Below are 22,579 nucleotides of genomic sequence, written 5' to 3' on the forward strand. Positions count from 1 at the left end.
GAATAGGCTTATTAGTATTTTACACTTGAAAACCATGATTGGGGCTTGAATAGTATGTTTCTCGAAACTAATTAATCTTTTTATAAATTGAAATAGTTTTTCTGTATTCAAGCATTCAGGAGCGCTAATAGGTAAGAAGTATAAAAGCCTTTCATCCCAGAAGATAAACCTTATTTTTGTGACTCATTCCTATCAAAACAAACCAATGAACGCAATTAATCCTACAACCACTCCAGCCTGGGCAAGATTACAGCAACTTGCTGAAGATACTAAAGACATGACCATTCTTTCTCAATTCGATGAGCGGGAGCGCTTTGATAGATTGAGCATTACGACGGAAGATATCTTGGTTGATTTTTCTAAAAATAGGCTGAATCCTGATATTCTGGATGCACTTTTTGATCTGGCGCGTGAGTGCAAACTGCATGTCGCTATTGAGGATATGTTTACAGGAAAGCCTATTAATGTCACCGAGGGAAGAGCTGTATTGCACACCGCACTGAGAAATCCAGCTGATGAATCAGTCTATCTGGATGGGCATAATATCATGGAGGATATCTCTGCTGTCTTGAAAAAGATGAAGACTTTTGCAGACAAAATTCAAAATAAAGAGTGGGTAGGTTATACTGGAAAACCAATCAAATCACTCGTAAACATCGGTATTGGTGGATCTGATCTTGGTCCGGTGATGGTGACTGAGGCATTGAAGCCATTTAAGAATCCAGATATTGAAATCTACTTTGTGTCAAATGTAGATGGGACGCATATAGCAGAGACTTTGAAGAAAGTAGATCCCGAAACGACTTTGTTCTTTATCGCTTCCAAGACGTTCACTACACAGGAAACTATGACCAATGCGCATTCTGCGAGAGATTGGTTCTTGGATCATGCTAAGGATGATGCAGCGGTTGCCAAGCACTTCGTAGCACTTTCTACCAATGCCAAGTCAGTTTCTGAATTCGGGATTGATACCGACAATATGTTTGAGTTCTGGGATTGGGTAGGAGGAAGGTATTCTCTTTGGTCTGCGATTGGTTTGCCGATTGCCTGCACCATCGGATTCGATAATTTCGATAAACTCCTACAAGGAGCGCATTCAATGGATAAGCACTTCCGTCAAAGTGAGTTTGATCAAAATATCCCTGTTATCCTAGCGATGATCGGTATTTGGAATACCAATTTCCTCGGAGCAAGTTCTGAGGCGATCCTTCCATACGATCAGTACATGCATAGATTTGCAGCGTATTTCCAGCAGGGAAATATGGAAAGCAATGGTAAGTACGTTAGCCGCTCTGGTGAAAAAGTGAATTATACAACCGGCCCGATTATCTGGGGAGAGCCTGGAACCAACGGACAGCATGCTTTTTATCAGTTGATCCATCAAGGCACACATTTGATTCCTTGTGATTTTATCGCTCCTGCGATCTCTCAAAATCCTATAGGGGACCATCACCAGAAGCTGCTTTCCAACTTTTTTGCACAGACTGAGGCCTTAATGAAAGGGAAGTCTTTGGAAGATGTGAAAGTAGAAATGAAAGCTGCGGGTAAGTCTGATGAGCAGATAGAGGAGATTGCTCCACATAGAGTTTTCGAAGGAAATCGACCTACAAATTCAATTTTGGTGAAGGAGATTACACCATACACACTTGGTCAACTACTTGCGATGTACGAACACAAAATATTCGTGCAAGGTGTGGTTTGGGATATATTCAGCTTCGATCAGTGGGGAGTGGAGCTAGGTAAGGTTTTGGCTTCTGGCATTCTTCCTGAGCTCAGTGGAGATGAAGAAATCACTGCTCATGATGGATCTACGAATGGCTTGATCAATGCGTATAAGAAAATGAGGAAATGATTTTTTTTTAACCGCAGTGGACGCGGAGTACCGAGCTATCGGGATCGCGGAGGACACGGTTGGTGAGCCCGTCAGTCGCCGAACAGGCTTGTCGAACCATTGTTGTCCTGCTTCCATGCAGCCGTGGTTTGTTTCTCCACAAACCACTAATCTTCGCCCTTAGCCTTGGTCTGTGTCTCACAGACCACTTGTTCTCAACTTGTAGTTCCGATCTGTGTCTTCACAGATCGGGGCAAAAACTTACTAAAAACAAATCCCGATTCTGAGAAGAGTCTGGATTTGTTTGTATTCGAGCTTTGATAAATTCATGTTTAATAACATGACTGATGTCTAACCTAAATTATTTAGAATAGATATTAAATTGTTTTTCTATTATCCACCAGCAAATACATAGGCACATCCATGCTTCTGAGCTCTTTCCAAAGCCCAAACTCCAGATGGTACTAGTTGTATGCCAGGTAGGACTCCGCTCAACATATCTTGGTAAACATCCTCCATTTTCAAATTCATCTTCTTAGCTATCGCTCCACTATTAACTTGTAATGCTAGGTCACAAACACAGAACATAGCACCTCTTCCAATCAAATCCTTTATCCCTTGTATCTGTGGCATTGGAAAATCACCTGGCTTTGGATCATAATATGGATTTCTTAATGAGGCTGTTCCTGTTGCTGGATCTTTCACTCCAAGAGCCTCTCCAAGCTTGTATTTTGACCAAAGCCTGTCTTCCAATGCAAAACCAACACCACTATGACGAAGAACTGTCATTGCTGTAATGTCCGAATCGGGACTATCGGTTTGATTATTAGTTAGGTAAAATACCCAATTCCAGATAATTGCAAAACCATCATGAGGAGTGGATCCATCATAAACTATACGATGAGAACCTTTCACATTTTCAAACCATTCATCTGCTTCATGCATTGAGATTTTTTCTTCATTTATTGGAATGGCAATAGCTGGATTACCCATCCCAGCAAACCCTCCGATCGCTGATCCAAGAGCAATTTTTCCGATAAAATTTCTTCGAGAATTACTATTTAGGTCTTTCATATAAAAATATTTTAAGTTAAATAATTTACTAGTTGAAATAAGGATAATTAAAAAACGATTCTTTAATATAACTTTTAAAACTTAATGAAACAACTATCTAATTGATAATGAGTTACTTAAATAAGTAGTTTCTAGTTGGGAATAGGGAAAGTCGAGTCAGAGCTTTACTTATAATGATATTCTTTGGTAGATTATTGAATCTTGAAATACTGCTATAATTTATATTCCGTTTACTTTGGGTTTATAGAGTTATTTCATGAAAAAGTATAGAGATTGAAATTGAAACAAGCCTGTTATAAACGAGTTATATATAAAGACTCTATGAAAAAATTAATCCTTCCTTTCCTGCTATTTTCGTTCTTTAGTATTAATTCCTCCTGTCAGACTCAGTCAAGCGTTGAAGATACTTACACTTATATAACTCCAAGCAGAGATGGAACGGGTAAAGTCTATCAGGGCAGAGAAATCTCTCAAGTCATGGGTTTTGCGGGAAAAGAGTGGCTAGAACGAGCCGAACGGGAGCGGGAGGAAGGGATTGCAGCCGCTTTGAAAAATCTACCGATAAACTCCTCAAGTGTAGTAGCGGATATTGGTGCAGGATCTGGGTATTACACGTTCCGTATTTCACCACTTATTCCCGAGGGAAAAATCTATGCGGTAGATATTCAGGAAGATGCTGTATCCTATATCAAAAAGAGAAGTGAGGTGTTGGGAGTAAAAAATGTAGTATCCATCAAAGGAACAGAGAAATCTCCAAATCTTCCTGAAGGAGAAATTGACTTGGTTATAATGGTCGATGTATATCACGAATTGGCTTATCCGCGGGAAATGCTGACAGCAATTTATAAGTCACTAAAACCAGATGGAAAGATTTTGCTATTGGAATACAAAGGTGAGGATCCGAGTATAGCGATTAAACCACTCCACAAAATGACTGAGAAACAAGCTGTAAAGGAGTTGAAGATTAATGGTTTTGACTTGGTCCAAAACGGGACTTATCTGCCCATCCAACATTATATGGTTTTTCAGAAAGCTAAGTAGCTAGGAGAATCGTATATTTTTTGAAAACCCTCGCTACAAGTTCTAAAGCATTTTTTAGATTAGATGGAAGCTTCCACCTTTTCTCCAGCTTGTAATTTTACGGTTATGTAGCTGAAATTTATTCCATTGAGGGATGCTTTCTTGGCTTTAGTTTTTTTGTTGTTTACCAAGATTGCATCATGGTTTCCATAGAATCTGATCTTCGCGGTCAACGGTTGATCTCCCACGGAATGTGTTATTTCTGTTTTCCTGTTTGATTGATATACAGCAATTGTATGATCTCCAATTTTCAACCTATCCAAATCCAAATGACCAATTTCATTTGGCATTCTTGGAAGAGTAGAAATCATATGGTTGGCAGCATCTGGTTCTACACCCATCAGTCCCTCTACCACTTGGCTTACTAGGGTAAATGAAACCTCAGGATAATCGCCGTTTTTACCTTGCTGCTTGACTACATGAGGTTTGTCTTTTTGATCAATAATATATTGCATCCACTTCCAAGCTTCCTCTACTCTTCCATAAGGGAAATAAGTGTCGGGCAAATAAGTATAGGCTTCGATATTTGCGGGAGAACCTTCCTTAGGATTGGCTGTGCCCACACCATCTCCAAGCTGTTCAGAGATAAAGTCCAAGTAAGCGTCATTCCTTTTACCAGGCTCTGTCAAAAGTTTCATTGGCATAAACCAACTCGTTTCCTTATTGAAAAGAGGATATTTTTCTCCAGAAGAAGTGAGTGCGCAAGAATATAAATCTGTACCGTCTGCGATGGACCAGTTAGTGTTAAAATACTTCTTTAGCGTAACTGCTCTTTCCACTTGTTCATTCGCTTGCTTATTTAGGTTTCTTTCTGACAAAAACGCAGCGTAGGCCAAATAGGCCTGATATTGAGCACCTATGGCATCGCCAGCTTCTAAAGGATAAATGTCAGCTTCGTTGTAAGTGGATGATCCTTCGAAAATATTTCCATGCCCTTCGGGAATACCATTTTTATTAGCATCGTGCAGAGTCACAAAGTCAGTTACAACTTTTTCGTACATATTCCATAGCGCGCTATTCTCAATATACCTTATATCTCCCGTCCATAAATAACTTTTCCATGCCTTCTCCACCAATTCGAACATGGCTGGGATCTCCCTCACAAAGGATTCGCCGGGTTTATTTATAAAGTGAGCAGGATAGCCAGTGTAACTTTCAGTACCGGGAGGATTTGGAGCGTCCAAAGTGAAAACGCTGCCGTCAAAATTGAGAGCCCACCAGGAATACCATTGCTTATCGGTAGTAGTGTATTCAGCGAATTTTTCCATCATCGCATAGTTTTCCTCATCCATGCCTACTAAATGAGCACCGGCAATCTGATGTGCAAAGTCTCGAATGTAATATGCAGATCGATGCGCATAGCCAGCCCAATAGGATGGTAGGTAAGGGACTTCAACTTTGAATCCTAAGCCTTCACTTCGTTCATGTCTATTTATTTCACCATATTTCCCTGACATTTTCCAACTCAACGCTTTCTCTACTGCCCAATTAAAGGTTTCTTCCAAGTGTTGATTGTCAGACTTTAAGCTTATGGTTTGTGAGTAACTCCCAATCGGGATAATTAAGATGGATAGCGCAAGCGTAACTTTCTGTAATAGTCTAATCATGAATAGCGTGTTATAGTGAGATTGGTGTGAAGTAGTTAGCTCAACACTTAGCCATTGAGCAGTTTTTTTTACACTCAAGGAAAATTATTTGGTAAAGAATAAAGGAAGACAAGTTATCAAATAATTCAATTCCATTAATTTCTAAAACCCTATTCTTATATCTTAGCGAACTCAAAATGATTAAAAAGGCGAAGCAGCCTAGCGAATCCAGAATTACAGTTAATAACTATGAAGAGTCTATTTTCCAACCTCCTATTTAAAGTATTTGTTGCCATAGTATTGGGCATAGTTTTCGGCCTTTACTTGCCGGAGTCCATCAATAGAGTTTTCGCAACCTTTAATTCATTTTTTGGTCAGTTTCTGAACTTCGCCATTCCATTAATTATTCTCGGTCTGATCATGCCAGCAATTTCTGATCTAGGAAAGGGAGCTGGGAAAATGCTATTGATTACCGCAGCTATTGCCTATGGATCAACGATCTTTTCAGGATTCATGAGTTATTTCACTTCATCTACGATTTTCCCGTCACTCCTTTCTTCGCATATCAATAATGCAGCGGAGATTTCAGAGGGAGGGAAAGATCTAATTCCTTATTTCAGTATTGTCATTCCTGCGGTGATTGATGTGATGTCGGCTTTGGTATTGGCATTTGTGATAGGTTTAGGACTTTCTTATCAGGAGAATTCCATGCTGAAGAAAGTGGTGAAGAATTTTGAAACGATTATCATGCAGGTAATTGAGAATGTGATTGTGCCATTATTGCCGCTATTTATCTTGGGAATTTTTGCTAATATGGCTTACAGTGGACAGGTATATTCCATCCTTTCGGTATTCCTAAATATCATTGGAGTAATCTTCGCAATGCATATTTTCCTGCTGATTTTGCAGTATGTAATTACAGGAGCCATCGTGCACAAAAACCCATTTAAGTTGCTGGCGACAATGATGCCTGCTTACTTCACCGCCTTGGGAACACAATCCTCTGCAGCCACTATTCCAGTTACTTTGGAGCAAGCAGAGAAAAATGGGGTATCGCCAAAAATTGCTGGATTTGTGATTCCACTTTGCGCTACTATTCACCTTTCAGGGAGCATTATGAAAATCACTGCTTGTGCAGTCGCTTTGATGATACTTCAAGGCGTTCCTTTTGACTTTGGGATGTTTGCCGGCTTTATATTTATGCTAGGAGTAGCAATGGTGGCCGCGCCTGGAGTTCCAGGAGGCGCGATCATGGCGGCTATTGGAGTTTTGCAATCTATGCTAGGTTTTAGTGAGGAGATGATAGGCTTGATGATCGCCCTTTATATCGCAATGGACAGTTTTGGTACGGCTTGTAATGTGACTGGTGATGGAGCAATTGCACTGGTGGTGGATAAAATAACGAAGGATGAGGAAGCCTAATTCGTACTAATTTTGATCTAATATTTATGGTGGAAATAGTTGCCACGCTGCCCACATAGAGGAAAATTCGCCACATTCGCTTTTAAATGTATGATTAAATAAACTGCTATTTGAATAAGAGAATGGCTCTGGTAGAATGTACGCAGGATTGTTTAGTGAATAAATGCTAGATGGACTTGGTCTTGCTCTACCGTTGCAAGCAGAGAGTCTATTCCTGTTTAATTGTATCTAAAAATAGAAATCATGAGCACATCTAAATCAATGACTACCTATTCACAAGTATTGAATATCCTCCCAGGAAGAGGCTATGGTAAGGAGTTAAATATAAAAAGAGCAGGAGCTAGCTTCGATGATTCAGAGAAGATATATCAGCCAGAGCAACTTAAAATCGTTAAGGTGTACCGATTCGAGGGAGAATCAGATCCAGCTGATATGGCAGTGATCTATTTGCTTCATGGAGACGCAGATGAAAAAGGTTTTCTTTTAAATGCTTATGGAACATACTCAGATCAGGATAATCCTTACTATGATGAATTTATCAAGAGAGTACCGATAGAGGAAATTGAGGGAATGGAGTAGAAGTAATATTTATAGGGAATTGATGGTGGAAAGCATGGTTTTTTAGCCCAAACATCTATCAATTCCCTCTAAGTTGAATAACTTTAACGCTTCACAAATTGCCTTTACCATATGATTTTTGTAGAAAATGAGGGGAATACAGATCCCCGTCTGAACCTCGCATTGGAGGAATATATTGCCAGAAAATTCAATACTGATCATGATTATTTACTTTTTTATATCAATGAACCTTCCATCATCATAGGCAGAAATCAGATCACCATAGAGGAGGTAAATCAAGAATACATCGAGGATAATAATATCCATGTTGTCCGTCGCGTGAGTGGAGGAGGAGCGGTGTATCATGATCACGGTAATCTAAATTTCAGTTTTATCAATATGCATGACGTCACCAAACTGCACAACTTCAAGGAGTTTACACGGCCAGTGGTGGATGTGCTGAAGGAGCTGGGACTTGATGCTGAGATGATCGGTCGAAATGATATTTTAGTGAAAGGGAAGAAGATCTCTGGAGCGGCCCAATTTTCTACGGGAAAACGCATGATCAGTCACGGCACCTTATTGTTTGATACGGATCTGGGTGAAGTTGCCAATGCACTGAATGTCAAAATGAGTAAGATTGAGTCCAAAGGCCATAAATCTGTTCGAAGCAGGGTAGCAAACATCAGCGAGTTTCTTCAGCAGAAAATCAGCATTCAGGATTTTAGAGAATTGCTGCTTAAAGGTCTTTATGCCGAAGACGAAGCATTCGAAACTTACCACCTTACTCCCGAAGAATGGAAAGGAGTGCAAGAGCTAAAGGCTGAAAAGTATGACACATGGGACTGGAACTATGGCCGTGCTCCTAAATTCAATGTTAAGCGCAATAAGCGCTTTGTTGTAGGTGAACTCGATGTACGGATACTTGTGGAGCATGGTCTAATTGAAGATTTGAAAATCTATGGGGATTTTTTCGGTAAAGATTCTGTCACGGAGTTAGAAGGAAAACTAGAAGGTTTACCCTATGATAAACCTTCAATAGAAAATGCTTTGGAGACTGTTGATTTAAGCAATTATTTTGGAGCAATTGATAAGGAGGAATTTATAGAATTCCTTTACGGTGCTGATGAGGGCCACTAAGCATTTTTTTACAGGCTATTTTCAGAAATTGGACAATAGCTGAGCATTGATTAATTATTTATACGATCTCGAATTTATTGTTCGGTTTGGGGATGAAAGTATGCTAATTGTTGAAATTCCTAGATGTATTTAATGAGAAATGTGAGTTTGAATCTGTTGTGAGCGGATGGCGTGATATTTGGCTTTCACCTAATAATTAAAACTAAACCAATATGTTACTTACAAATTATAGCTCAGAAGCGATTTTGCCTTTCGGTCTTTTTGGAAAAACAGATGAAGGCGTAGACAAAGGATCAACTCGTAAAACACCTGGGGATTCGGGAGACTCAAAACCGCCAACTAAAGAAGATTACAGAAAAATTCAACGAGAAAATGATCGCGAGACTGATCCTCAAGAAGAGACAGTAGATAATGAAGAGAGAGATAAGAATAGAAAGTAGGCGGTAAAACTTTAAGAGCAATTTCCCCTACCTAATTCTTAAGGAATTCGATGGGATTTAAATATATGGCTATATAGATTCTGTATTCAAAGGATCTAATACACCATAGATTTGGAATCATTGTCATAATATCAAAGTGCAGATGTGGCTTTTTGCCTACAGCATTTCCATTTGTTCCCAAAGTACCGATACCAGTTTCAGTATTAAGAACACAAAGCGTGACTTTTACTTCTTCCAAATAACGATTGTAATGTTTTTTGGCCTAGGACAAGGACTACATTTCCACCCATGCTAATCTGCCCAACTTATAAATTATAGAAAGACTACAGTGGATGAAGATATCTGAATTACCTTCTTCACAAATTTATTTTTGCCATTTTGGGTGAAAGATTTGTCCGATGAATAACATCAAGATCATATGGAAATGTAGTTTGATATTTTTGTGCCTACTAATGGCTTAATGATATTTTGCGGGATCAAATATCATTCAATTAAAGTAGTCTGTAAATTTAAAAATAGAGTTTTGACTCTCATCTCATGTGATGTGTTTAGTAGTCAGAAGTATTGAAAATTAACTGTGTTTTTTAATCCTCATCTGTTTGAGTGTTCTCTTCGATAATCGCTTCAAGTTTTTCAGCTCCTTTAGGATCTCCAGCCCATTCATATAAACCCGATGCCTTTTCCCCCGCTTTTTTTACAAATCCTGTCTTGTCAATTTTTGTAAGCCAGCCTATAAAGTTCCGCATGAATTTAAAATAGGGTGCCATTAGTAAGGAGGCTATGGCTACTAATAGCCAGCCAATTGGTATAAAGGGAATAAATAGAAAAACCATTCCTATGATAAGAACAATGAAAGCGATGGCTGGTATGATAAATTTTTTCACGTTTCTGAAAGCATGAAATTCTCAAATAAATGATCAGGTGCGAATATGTGTTCATGAGAAGTAAGCGGAAATTACAGATTTTAACCGTTACATTCCTTGTGATTACATCCAATTATTTAGGTTATTGCCTCTCAATGTACATGACCGCGGAGTCTTCTATATATTTAGCAGGATTGAAGCTTGAGTAGAATTTATTCCGCAGGTTGTTTAATGGGCTATTCATCGCGATGATTTTTGAGGTAAACTCTATAGGGAATTTCCCTGAATCAGAATAGTTTTTCAAAAGTGCATCATATTGGTCAATATTTGCCAACATACGAGTGGTCAGCTGTCCAAATCTCAATCTCAAGGACTGTACTTTATACATATAAGTCTCTACTTGCCCAAGCCATTTCCCCCTAGTATCAGCAGACCTGTCAAGAGTTGCGATTTTATCAGAAATCGATTTGCGGCTCTCGTTTTTAAATTGCTCGCGCTCCGAATCCAAGGTAGCTTTTAAATACCTCCTTTCGAATTGTTGTTTATCAATTCCAAAATAGCTCATCTGCTCATCAAGTAAGCTTGTGTTTTCCTTTTGAAGTTGTTCTAGTTCTTGATTGATCAGCGTCCATTCGTGGTCTATGATAGATTTTTGTTGCTCAAATTGACTGGAAATAGTCAGGATTCTCAGCATTTCTGGAGTTTTGTCGTAGAGGTCTTTTTCTTTTTTCCCTAGTGTACCCATTAAACTTGTGACACCTGAAATTGCGGTGTTGACCATGGTCCCATAAAGTGGGACGATTGAAGATGCTGAAGATATTAATGTCAGGGAGTTTTGAAGTAAACCGGTCATTGGATCAGTTTTGCCATCTTTTTCATACCATTTGTCAAAGTCAGTTTTCCAGTTTGCAAAGCTTTTGTACTGTTGGATTTTTCCAATGCTCCCCAGCTGATCAAAAAATGATTGAGAGGTAAGAAATAGTTCGAGTGGCTGAATATCACGCTGTATGCTAAGTAGTTCAGTGAATGCCAATTGGCCGTTGAGATTTATCTTCGTTTTAGGAGCTTCTTCCAAGATTTTCAATCGTGTGTCAAGGGCAATTTGCAGTTTTTCCATGTCCTCGATTTTCTCTTTATCGGATGCTGTTTTGTTGTCCGTTGCTGCGAGTTTCTCCGTAAGTCGATTAACTATTTCCTCATTATTTTTCAATTTTTCATTCAGTTCCTTGAGTTGATTATCTCGGTCTGTTTTTATTTGCTCAGTTATTTCTGTTTGGGCATGGCCAAATGATGCTGAAATCATGAAAAGGATGAAGAAAAGAAATGTTTTAGTGTTCATCATATCAATTGAGAGGAGGAAGCGATCTATTTTAAAATGTAAAATTCTGTTAGCTAATTCTACGCCAATTTCCCAAATTCAAGCTACATTAACTAGCTATGCAATAGTGAGTAGCAATAAAACTGAACATTGTGAATCATTCACGGATTCTTCTGGTCTCAACATTCCGCCCTAGAAATAAATACAGTCGGGTTATGGGTTCCAAAAGTCAATTGTTTGATTGATAGTCAAGTTTAATGAAAGAATTTTCTGATAAGAAAGGCGACGTTATTGGAGACTAAGGATTGCCAACTTTAGTCTAAATTTTAACCCTTGGGTCGCTAGAATCACGCTGAATATTTCAATCAATTATTTGCCGACAGCAGAATCTGGTGCGTAGTAAATTCCTTTTTTCTCCCAGCTCTTTTGAAGCTTCTTCAAAGCGATTTTGAAGGCATCATAATTTTTATTTTCAGTTTCAGTCCATCCAACTTCAGCAAATGCTGCGATTCTTGGGAATACTAAAAAATGCATATGTCCATTAGTTGGAATCCACTCTCCCCACATTTGCGAGCCAGTACCGATTACTTTACTGTGATACTTAGCATCAAGATTTTTTGGGATCGGATCAAAGGCATAAGCTTTGGACAATGGTATACTTCCATAGTCATAATCAAGGTAAGTATTGGTATGAAGTGAGTTGACAATTTCATATCCGCTGCTGACAGCTTGGTTGACCAACTCCTCATCTCCTTTCCAAAAATGTACAATGGTGCCTTCAGCCAATCTCTGATTCGATTCTGTATCACCTTCATCTTGATACTCATGTAGGTTATGCCCCATTATTTCATTCCAGCCCATCATACGATTTCCTTTGTTATTCAAATAACGAGATATACTGTTGGTGAAAAATATCTGTAAATCAGCTGGAGTAGATAGGTTCTTCTCTTTCATGTAAGCGTTAATTGCGTCTGATTCTTTCCAGTGATTATACTTCACTTCATCGCCTCCTATATGAATTACTTTTGAAGGAAAAAGAGCAATCACTTCATCAAGTACATCCGTTAAAAACTTATAAACTTTTGGATCAGAAACATCATATACATCTGTCCCAACCCCAAATAGGATAGGTACTTCAATTTCCTTTTTCACGGTGCCTAACCATGGGTAGGCCGCAATTGCTGCGCTTGAGTGGCCAGGCATTTCTATTTCAGGAACTATAGTAATATGCCTCTCTTGAGCATACTTGATTATTTCTTTGATTTGCTCCTGCGTATAAAAACCTTCATGTGGTTCAGCAGATTGAATAGGGCTGGCCCACTTGAGAGGCCCTACCTGGGTACTTTTTCTTTTGGATCCTACTTCAGTCAGTAGAGGATATTTCTTTATTTCAATTCTCCAACCTTGATCATCGACTAAATGCCAATGAAAAACATTCATTTTTAGTAAGGCCATCTCATCCAATAGCATCTTTACCTGTTCCATTCCCTTAAAATAACGGGCTTCATCCAGCATAAATGCTCTCCACGCAAACCTTGGTGAATCAGTAATACTTACTGCGGGAATTTTCAGCGAGGAGGAGTTGCTTTTTACATCAGATGCTTGAGGTAGCAGCTGCTTTAGACTTTGCACTCCATAAAACCATCCGGTAGAATTGGAAGCTGTTATTTCTAGCTTTTCATCGTCGATAATCAATTCATATCCTTCTTTTGGAAGGTCAGCTTTCATTCTAAAAACAATGGCTTTTTCGTTAGCAAGTTTTGCTTCTATGATTTCATTTTGAAAACCAAACTCCTCTTGGAGGTATTTTTGAAGGGTCAGGGCAGTTGCGTTGCTTATTGAGGACGCAATTATGCTTACTTCTGAATTTAGCGTGAAACTTGCATTTTTTGTGATCAGCTCATTAGGCTGAGGGATGATTCTTATGCTTTGTGCTTTGAGATCGTTTATACTCAGAAAACATAAAAAATAAGAAATGAGGATTATTCCGATCTTCATAAAACATGTATTTATTAATTATTATTCTACACAGCCAGTTTACATGATCATATTCAATTAATTGGCATTGTCCAAATTACAATAATATTTCCCCTTCCTCAGATTCAAAACATAAGGAAGTATTGCCGATTATATTCCTTCCTTGGAAAAATAATCTATTTGGCAGTTAACCTGTGCAATCCTCGAACTCACTATATAAATAGCTTTCTATTAGATGAGAATTCTGGGATGATATCATGATGCTATCATTGCAAATCCAACTCAAATTTAGAAAAAAACTAATTAAGTAGTAATTTTTACTGCTTCTCTTATGATTATCAGATTTTATATATTTTTTGACTACCTTTTAATACCTCCCTAGAAATAAATTATTTATTGACTATGAAGCTTAAAAGCAATACAGTTTTTGAAATGCTATCCAGTATGCGTGAGTATTTTCAGAAAGGTAATTCCTTTCTGAATTCAAATTCATCAGACCCCATACGCTCAGAGTTATACAATTTCAATCAAATGAAAGCTCACGCGGTAATCGTAGCAGGTTCTCATCAGATATGGAAAGGCAAAAGGGAGGATAAACTTCTGAAAAGATTAGATGATAATGAGAAAATTTTGGTGGAGGTACGAAATCTCTTGGTTGAAAGTATTCAATCCGGACAATCCATTACACCTGCTGCAGAGTGGCTTTTAGATAACTTTTATTTAATAGAAGAACAAATAGTAATTGCTAAAAAACACTTACCGAAAAAATATAGTGAGGGTTTGCCGTATTTGGCAAATGGAGATTCTAGAGGGATGCCCAGAGTATATGACATCGCAATAGAGATAATTTCACACAGTGATGGTCATGTTGATTCAAACGGCTTGAGAAGCTTTGTGTCTTCCTATCAAACTGAAAAATTTCTCACGCTGGGAGAATTATGGGCTATCCCGATCATGCTTAAGCTTGCTGTAATAGAAAATCTTAGAAGGATAGCAGAAAATACAGCCTTAGATATGATTGACAATAATCTAGCAGATTATTGGAGTGAGCAAATGATAGAAACAGTCAAGAAGGATCCTGCCGATCTAGTATTGACTATCTCAGATATGGCGAGATCAAAGCCTGTTTTGAACAGTCCATTTGTTGCTGGATTTACTCGCAAGCTACAAGGCAAAGGTCCCACATTTGCATTGCCAATCAGCTGGCTAGAACAACAGCTATCCAAAGAAGGCATAGCCGGGGCAGACTTAGTTTGGAATGAAAATCAGAAACAAGCTGCTGATCAGGTATCTGTAAAAAACAGTATAGTCACCTTAAGATTTATAGGTTCTGCTGATTGGCGCAAATTTGTAGAAGTTACAAGTAAAGTTGAGCAAACCTTAAGAAAGGATATCACAGGCATTTATACCAAATTAGATTTTGCTACTAGAGATAGGTACAGGCATGTGATAGAATCTATAGCTGCTCATAGTTCGTTTTCCGAAACTGAAATCGCTGAGAAAACTATTGAGTTAACTAATCAATATCCTTTAAGTAAGGATCGATTTTCTAGAGAACAGCATGTAGGGTATTTTCTTATAGGTAAAGGATTAGACCAATTGCGGAAAGAATCGCAAATGCGCCCAACTTTTAGACAAACATTGACCAGCTTCATGGAGAGAAGGCCAGTGTTCATTTACCTTTTTTCAATATCAATTCTAACACTTTGCATCTCATTTGGGATGCTTTCAGTGGCCTGGATTTATGGAGATTTCAGCGTTTCAATTCTGCTTTTGGTTGGTGCATTATGTTTAGCAGGCGGCATACATCTAGCTATTTCCTTCACTAACTGGTTAGCAACTATTTGGGTTAAACCAAGAATTCTTCCAAGGCTGGATTTTTCAAAAGGAATTCCTGTCGAGTATAGCACTCTGGTGACTATTCCAACCATGCTCTCGAGCAAAAATGAAATTGAAGAGAATATTGAAGCTCTTGAAATTCGATTTTTAGCAAATCGAGAGAAGAATTTATACTTCAGTTTTCTGACGGATTTCACAGATGCGGACTCTGAGACTATGCCCAATGATCATCTGTTTGTCAATATTGTCAAGGAAAAAATTCAGCAATTGAATGTGAAATATAAACTGGACGGAAGTCCGGATATTTTTTATCTATTTCATCGACCTAGAAAGTGGAATCCCAAAGAGAACAAGTGGATGGGATATGAGCGTAAGAGAGGAAAACTTTCTGCCCTAAATGCACTTTTAAGAGAAGGTGTGAGTGATGATTTCAGTCACACTGTTGGAGATTTTAGAGTCCTGAAAAGTATAAAGTATGTACTATCTCTTGATTCAGACACACAACTTCCCAGAGAAGCAGCTTGGAAATTGATCGCTACCATGGCCCATCCTCTCAATCATGCCGTCTATGACGTGCGTAGAAAACGTGTCGTGGAGGGATATGGAATTCTTCAACCCAGAGTAGCATCCGATTTCCCAAAGAATCAAACCTCTCTCTATTTGCGTTTGCAGGGGGATATGAAAGGTATTGATCCTTACACCAGAGCTTCTTCTGATGTTTATCAGGACATTTTTGAAGAAGGTTCTTTTATTGGAAAGGGTATTTACGATGTAGATATATTTGAAAATGTGCTCGGCAATCGATTTCCTCAAAACCGTATTTTGAGTCATGACCTGTTAGAGGGGTGTTATACAAGATCAGGTTTGGTAAGCGATGTAGTGTTATATGAAAATAATCCTTCCAATTATGAGGCCGATATAAAGCGACATCATCGATGGATCAGGGGAGATTGGCAAATAGCCTCATGGGTACTTCCTTTTGTAAGAAATGCAAGTGGAAAATTGGTTGCAAATAATCTCTCTATAATTTCTCGGTGGAAAATAGCCGATAATCTTCGTAGGAGTTTATTGCCTATTTCTCTGCTGTTAATCTTGGTTCTTGGATGGTCTATATTACCCAAGCCTTGGTTCTGGACACTTGGCGTAACCATTATAATATTGTTGCCTGTGATGGCTGCAGCCTTTCTGCAATTATTCCGCCGTCCTGAAGATTTAGATTTTAAGGCTCATATTACAGATGTAGGTAATTCTGTTAAAGATGTGTTATTACGCTTTATGTTTGGTATAGCAGTATTGCCCTATGAAGCTTTTCGCTTCACAGACGCTATATTTCGGACCCACTGGAGAATGCTTGTAAGTGGTAAAAAACTATTAGAATGGACACCCTCTGCCACGGCTTCCAGTCAATCGAAAAATAGCTTATGGTTCATTGCTAAGAAAATGTGGATAGGGCCGGTTTTAGCATTTCTGTGTCTTATACTATTTCTAAATTCCAACTCACCTGCATTTTTTGTTTCCATACCTATACTCATTTTATGGTTTCTCTCTCCCTCGCTTGCTTGGAGATTAAGTCTGTCAGAAAAGGAAAGAGCCTCAAATCTCAACCTAGATGAAAAAATATTTCTGCGCAAAACGGCAAGAAAAACATGGAGTTTTTTCGAACACTTCGTAAATGAGGGAGAAAACTGGCTTCCTCCTGATAATTTCCAAAAACACCCAGATCCTGTAGTTGCACATCGAACTTCGCCTACTAATATCGGATTGTCTCTGCTTTCAAATCTGACAGCCTATGACTTCGGTTATATTGTGATGGATGAAGTGCTTTTAAGATGTAGCAACACGATAGGCACTTTGCATAAGATGGAGCGCTTCAGGGGGCACTTTTACAATTGGTATGATACTCGAACTTTATCAATTCTAAAGCCTGCTTATGTATCTACGGTAGATAGCGGAAACTTAGTGGGTCATCTTCTGATTTTACGCCAAGGAATTCTAGCTTTTAAATCCAAACCTATTTTCAATGTAGAAAGCTATAAAGGGATACATGCTACTTTAGGAATATTTCAAGATTTACTCAAAAATCAAAATAGTAAAGAAATAGAAGATTTGGAGATTTTACTTGTTGATGCGATTCGCAAAAAAAGTAATTCTTTAACAATGATAAAGGCAAACTTGGATGAAATAGCTACGCTAAGCAATAAAATAACCGAGTTTGATAACCACACTGAAATAGGTAAGTGGGCGACTAATTTTAAAAGCCAAATTAAAAATATACGCGAAGATTTATATAGTCATATTCCTTGGCTGGAGATGTTACCTGTGCCAGACACATTTGCTACTCTGTCGAAAATGGATGAAAATCCATCTATTATCCAACTCCATGAAATAAGTGTGGAGCTTGTTCCACTGATTGAACAATATAAAAAAGAGACAAACCAAGAGGAAGACGTTGAATGGTTGATTAGAGTAGAATCTACCTTACAAAAAGGTCTACACTATATTCCGGAAAAACTTAGAAGATTTGAGGTAATAGCGGAGGAACTAGAGCAGTTAAGTATAGTAGAATATGATTTTCTATTAAACAAGGACACTAGTCATCTTTCAATTGGCTATAATGTGGACGAGCTGAGAAGAGATGATAGCTATTATGATATGCTTGCCTCAGAAGCTAGACTGGGGATCTTTGTAGGTATAGCGCAAGGATTATTGCCGCAGGAAAGCTGGTTCTCTTTAGGACGTTTATTGACTGAATCAAAAAATGGCCCTGTACTCCTATCATGGAGTGGGTCTATGTTTGAATATTTGATGCCTCAGTTAGTAATGCCAACGTATGAGAATACGCTGCTGCATGCGACAAATAGGGCCATGGTAAAAAGGCAGATAGAGTATGCTGCAAAACGAGATGTGCCATGGGGAATATCAGAATCCGGCTACAACAGTGTGGACACAAGTTTAAATTATCAATATCAAGCCTTTGGTGTCCCTGGATTGGGTCTAAAGCGTGGATTGGAGGATGATGTAGTGATAGCACCCTATGCAACTATGCTTGCACTAATGGTCTCTCCCAAAAAAGCAACTTCTAATTTAAAGCTTTTAACCGAACTAGGTTTTGAAGGCGAATATGGGTTTTATGAAGCTATAGATTATACCAAAACACGAGTTCCTCGTGGGGAAAATCATGTAGTCATTAACTCCTATATGGCTCATCACCAAGGGATGGGATTTTTATCTATTGCCTATGTTTTAGTGAACAAGCCAATGCAACATCGTTTTGCTGCAGAGCTACGCTTTCAAGCTACACTATTGCTTTTACAAGAGCGTATTCCAAGGACCTCCATTTTCCAAGCTCACACAGCTAAGGTGACTGAACTACTGACATCAAAAACAGATTCTCAGTTGCGAATTATAAATACACCAAACACCTCTGCTCCAGAATTACAATTGTTGAGTAATGGTAATTATCAAGTGATGGTCACCAACTCTGGGGGAGGATACAGTCGCTGGAGAAATATCGCGGTAACTAGATGGAGGGAAGATGCCATTAAAGATAATTATGGGATCTATTGCTACATCAAAGATGTAAATAGTGGGCATTTCTGGTCAAATACTCACCATCCGACCCTTAAGCCAGCAAAAACTTATGAAACAATATTTTCACAGGGAACTATAGAGTTTCATAGACAAGATTTTGGGTTTGAGACCAAGACGCAAATCGTAGTATCTCCCGAAGATAATGTAGAGATAAGGAAAATTAAGATTACTAATAGATCGCAGGTAGACAAAGTGTTGGAAATTACAAGTTACACCGAGATTGTTTTAGCCACTCAAGCCTCAGATGAGGCACATCCTGCTTTTAGTAACCTGTTCGTTCAGACGGAAATCAAGCGTGAATACAACGCCATTTTTGGTACAAGGAGACCCCGCTCCAAAGATGAAATTCCGCCTCATCTTTTCCATTTAATGGATGTATATGGATGCGAAGTGGAGGAAATTTCTTATGAAACCGATAGGATGCAGTTTATTGGTAGAGGAAGAACTTTAGAGCATCCCTTAGCGCTGGATTCGAGACAACTAGCTGGTAATGAAGGTGCGGTGCTAGACCCAATTATGGCCATCAAGTATCGGATTACTATTAAACCCTTTAAGACAGGTACAATAGATCTTATTTATGGGATTGGTGAGAGTCGTGATGCAAGTGAAGCGCTAATGAACAAGTACAGGGATAAAAATTTAAAAAAACGAGCGCTGGATCTTTCCTGGACACATAGTCAGGTTTTGCTGAGACAAATTGACGCTTCAGAGGCTGATGCGCAATTATTTGGTAGACTGGCGGCATCTGTTATTTATTCGAATCCAGCCTTGCGCGCAAATGAATCTGTAATAAGAAGTAATTTCAAAGGGCAATCCAGTCTTTGGAGCCATTCCGTGTCTGGAGATCTTCCAATTGTATTGTTGCAAATTTTTGACCAAGAAAATCTGAGTTTGGTGTCCCAAATGATAAAAGCTCATGGATACTGGCAGCTGAAAGGGTTGACAGTAGATCTGATGATCTGGAACGAAGATCATGGCTCCTACAGGCATGAATTACAAGATCAAATTGTTGGAATGATCTCAGCCTTAAATACAATTACTGGGCATATTCCCGGAAAAATATATGTAAAATCTACGGATCAAATATCCTCAGAGGACAGAATTCTCTTTGAAAGTGTTGCCAAAATAATTATTAATGATAGTTATGGTTCTTTATCAGATCAAGTTTCAGGAAGATTCAGAGAGATTGGCTCATCCCCCTTATTAGAAGTCAAGCCGCAAGTGAATGCTGAAATAGGTGTTGAAAACGTATTGCTCCCAAGTGATATGAAGTTCTATAACGGAACTGGAGGATTCACAGCGGATGGAAAGGAATACAAAATTCAAACTGATAGGAATTCATCAACACCAGCTCCTTGGGTAAACATCATAGCAAACTCTATAATTGGAACTGTAGTTTCAGAAAGTGGATCAGCTTACACTTGGGCTGTGAATGCTCATGAGTACCGAATTTCACCTTGGCATAATGATCCGGTAACTGATAACAGTGGGGAAGCTTTTTATCTTCGTGACGAAGAAAGTGGAGTATTTTGGTCGCCATCTCCATTTCCTGCGAGAGGTGAAGCTAATTATATCACTACTCATGGCTATGGATATACCTGCTATGGACATATAGAAAACGGAATTGCCTCTACCATGAAAGTTTTTGTGGACAAAGTGGAGCCTATAAAGTTTGTAGTGATTACTCTGAAAAATAAATCAAATCGATTAAGGAAAATTTCCAGTACTGGATACATGGAAATAGTATTAGGGAATGTGCGTTCGAAAACAAATATGCATATTCTTTCAGAGCACAGCGTCCATAACGAATCGCTATTATTTAGAAATAGGTATAATGATGCATTTGCTAATCGAGTGGCATTCTTCAAACTGATAGGAGCAAGTAAATACAGTTACTCCACTGACAGGTCAAAATTTATTGGGAGAAATAGAAATCTTTCTAACCCTCAGGCCCTATCTCGTGTAGATCTCAGAGGGAGAATTGGAGCGGGCCATGATACCTGTGCAGCCTTGCAGGGGAAATTCGATTTGTTACCAGGTGAGGAAAGAGAGATTGCTTTCCTGATAGGTAGCGGTGAAGACACGAATGCTGTAAATCAATTGATTCAAAAATTTTCGGACCTAAAAACTATTAATCATTCTTTTGATGAAATTAAAGAATACTGGAACGAGATTATCGACAAGGTACAAGTTCAAACCCCTGACGAAGCGTTAAATGTTTTAGCAAATGGTTGGCTTACTTATCAAACTATAGCATCAAGGCTATTTGCCAGAAGTGGATTTTATCAATCTGGAGGAGCTTTTGGCTTCAGAGATCAGATCCAGGATGTGTTATCCTTATTGCACAATAAGCCAGAACTTGCCAGAGAACAAATACTACTAAATGCATCCCGACAGTTTAAAGAAGGAGATGTACAACATTGGTGGCATCCTCCTGAGGGTAGAGGTGTTCGGACGAAGTGTTCAGACGATCTTTTGTGGCTTCCATTTGTATTATATAGGTACTTGAATGCGACTGGTGACACGGGGATTTTGAAAGAGCAAACGGGCTTTTTAGAGTCTAGACCCTTGCATGAAGGAGAAGACTCCCTCTATGATTTGCCAATGAGTGGAAGTTTAATTGCTGATTTGTACCATCACTGCCGCTTGGCAATAAAACATAGCCTTCGTTTCGGAGAGCATGGTTTACCTTTCATGGGTTCTGGTGATTGGAATGATGGAATGGATCTGGTAGGGAATGAAGGCAAAGGAGAAAGTGTTTGGCTAGCATTCTTCTTTTATGATATTCTGTTGAATTTTGAGGAAGTAGCCAATAACTATGGTGATTTAGAATTTGCTACAACTTGTAAACAAGAGGCGATACAATTACAAGCAAACATCGAAAAATCCGCTTGGGACGGTGAATGGTATCAACGTGCTTGGTTCGATGATGGAACACCCCTCGGTTCAAAAGTAAATGAAGAATGTAGCATAGATGCAATCTCTCAAAGCTGGGCAGTTTTGACAAATGCCGCCCCGGAGGATAGGAGAAATCAAGCCATGGATTCCTTATATAAGTATTTGGTAAACAGAGATATGAAAATTATCCAGCTTCTGGACCCACCATTTGATAAATCTGATTTGAATCCAGGATATATAAAAGGCTATGTCCCTGGTGTAAGGGAAAATGGAGGCCAATATTCACATGCCGCAATATGGACCTTGATGGCCTTTGCTGCACTTGGTGACAGAGAGAGAACATACGAATTATTTAGTATGATACAGCCAGTCAATCACGCATTAAATCATGAAGATGTGCAAATATATAAGGTCGAGCCATATGTGATGGCTGCTGACGTATATGCAAATGAAACCCACCGAGGACGTGGGGGATGGACTTGGTACACGGGGTCTGCAGGATGGATGAATCAATTTATCATTGGTTCCCTGTTGGGAATGGAGCTGCAAATAGATAAGCTTAAATTCACACCCTGTTTTCCTGAGCAATGGCCTTCTGTTACAATCAACTACCGCTACAAAACATCTACCTTTTGTATTCAAGTATTTCAAAATAGAAATATTGAATCATCCTGGTGGAAAATTGGTGATGAGCAAGGTGAAGGCAATGAGATACAGCTAAAAGATGATGGCAAGGAGTATGTTATTGAGCTTCATGTTTTGATTTAAAAGTTTATACGATAACTACTTATTGGCCTTGCTGATTGCCAGAAATTAAGATCCAACCTGAAACAGAAAATGTAATTCACTCAAAAGGCTTTCAAAATAATCTACCGTTAAAGAAAGTTTTTGGCATGGAAATAGGAAATACATAAGCTAATTTTTGTCTAGCAAAGCAGCTAGATAAAAGTGAGTTAAAGCCT

12 protein-coding genes are annotated in these 22,579 nt (G+C 38.7%); 7 read left to right on the forward strand and 5 right to left on the reverse strand.

Annotation, left to right across the window (positions count from 1 at the left end; translation table 11 throughout):
- The first annotated feature begins 205 nt into the window (after window positions 1-205).
- The gene (pgi, locus tag BVH02_RS07075) at window positions 206-1,852 is read left to right on the forward strand and encodes a glucose-6-phosphate isomerase (RefSeq protein WP_086500625.1); all 1,647 of its coding nucleotides are present in this window, start codon (window positions 206-208) and stop codon (window positions 1,850-1,852) included.
- A gap of 372 nt (window positions 1,853-2,224) precedes the next feature.
- On the opposite strand, the gene BVH02_RS07080 is transcribed toward pgi, so the two are convergent.
- Entirely contained in the window at window positions 2,225-2,905 is a 681-nt protein-coding gene (locus tag BVH02_RS07080; RefSeq protein WP_086500627.1) for a Tat (twin-arginine translocation) pathway signal sequence containing protein, read from the reverse strand.
- 321 nt (window positions 2,906-3,226) lie between these two features.
- Here BVH02_RS07080 and BVH02_RS07085 point away from each other — a divergent pair, with 321 nt between their 5' ends.
- On the forward strand, window positions 3,227-3,946 hold the full coding sequence (locus tag BVH02_RS07085) for a class I SAM-dependent methyltransferase (RefSeq protein ID WP_086500630.1): 720 nt from the start codon (window positions 3,227-3,229) through the stop codon (window positions 3,944-3,946).
- A 59-nt stretch (window positions 3,947-4,005) separates the two neighbouring features.
- Here BVH02_RS07085 and BVH02_RS07090 read toward each other — a convergent pair whose 3' ends face one another.
- Complete coding sequence (locus BVH02_RS07090) at window positions 4,006-5,592, reverse strand: hypothetical protein (protein ID WP_086500632.1); 1,587 nt, start codon at window positions 5,590-5,592, stop codon at window positions 4,006-4,008.
- A gap of 228 nt (window positions 5,593-5,820) precedes the next feature.
- On the opposite strand from BVH02_RS07090, the gene BVH02_RS07095 reads away from it, so the two are divergent.
- The 4 genes from BVH02_RS07095 to BVH02_RS07110 all read left to right on the forward strand — a co-directional run bounded on the left by BVH02_RS07095 (window position 5,821) and on the right by BVH02_RS07110 (window position 9,131).
- A complete protein-coding gene (locus tag BVH02_RS07095; RefSeq protein ID WP_086500634.1) occupies window positions 5,821-6,993 on the forward strand; it encodes a dicarboxylate/amino acid:cation symporter in 1,173 nt (390 codons plus the stop codon).
- Window positions 6,994-7,236: 243 nt separating this feature from the next.
- The gene (locus BVH02_RS07100; protein ID WP_143244188.1) at window positions 7,237-7,572 is read left to right on the forward strand and encodes a hypothetical protein; all 336 of its coding nucleotides are present in this window, start codon (window positions 7,237-7,239) and stop codon (window positions 7,570-7,572) included.
- A gap of 111 nt (window positions 7,573-7,683) precedes the next feature.
- Window positions 7,684-8,691 carry a lipoate--protein ligase gene (locus BVH02_RS07105; RefSeq protein ID WP_086500640.1) on the forward strand — a complete coding sequence of 336 codons (1,008 nt, stop codon included), beginning with the start codon at window positions 7,684-7,686 and terminating at the stop codon, window positions 8,689-8,691.
- A gap of 212 nt (window positions 8,692-8,903) precedes the next feature.
- Window positions 8,904-9,131 (forward strand): hypothetical protein, encoded by a 228-nt coding sequence (locus BVH02_RS07110; RefSeq protein WP_086500642.1) that lies wholly within the window; start codon window positions 8,904-8,906, stop codon window positions 9,129-9,131.
- Between the two features lie 584 nt (window positions 9,132-9,715).
- Here the strand turns inward: BVH02_RS07110 and BVH02_RS07120 are convergent.
- The 3 genes from BVH02_RS07120 to BVH02_RS07130 form a co-directional block, all read right to left on the reverse strand.
- Window positions 9,716-10,015: a hypothetical protein gene (locus BVH02_RS07120; RefSeq protein ID WP_086500646.1), complete on the reverse strand. Its 300-nt coding sequence runs from the start codon at window positions 10,013-10,015 to the stop codon at window positions 9,716-9,718.
- A 121-nt stretch (window positions 10,016-10,136) separates the two neighbouring features.
- On the reverse strand, window positions 10,137-11,336 hold the full coding sequence (locus BVH02_RS07125; protein WP_086500649.1) for a coiled-coil domain-containing protein: 1,200 nt from the start codon (window positions 11,334-11,336) through the stop codon (window positions 10,137-10,139).
- Window positions 11,337-11,681: 345 nt separating this feature from the next.
- Window positions 11,682-13,310 carry a beta-N-acetylhexosaminidase gene (locus tag BVH02_RS07130; RefSeq protein ID WP_086500651.1) on the reverse strand — a complete coding sequence of 543 codons (1,629 nt, stop codon included), beginning with the start codon at window positions 13,308-13,310 and terminating at the stop codon, window positions 11,682-11,684.
- A 381-nt stretch (window positions 13,311-13,691) separates the two neighbouring features.
- Here BVH02_RS07130 and BVH02_RS07135 point away from each other — a divergent pair, with 381 nt between their 5' ends.
- Window positions 13,692-22,385, forward strand: coding sequence for a GH36-type glycosyl hydrolase domain-containing protein (locus BVH02_RS07135; protein WP_086500654.1), 8,694 nt, complete (start codon window positions 13,692-13,694; stop codon window positions 22,383-22,385).
- Window positions 22,386-22,579: the final 194 nt, after the last annotated feature.

The sequence above is a fragment of the Algoriphagus ratkowskyi genome (genome assembly GCF_002150505.1).
In the GTDB taxonomy this organism is placed as follows: Bacteria; Bacteroidota; Bacteroidia; order Cytophagales; family Cyclobacteriaceae; genus Algoriphagus; species Algoriphagus ratkowskyi.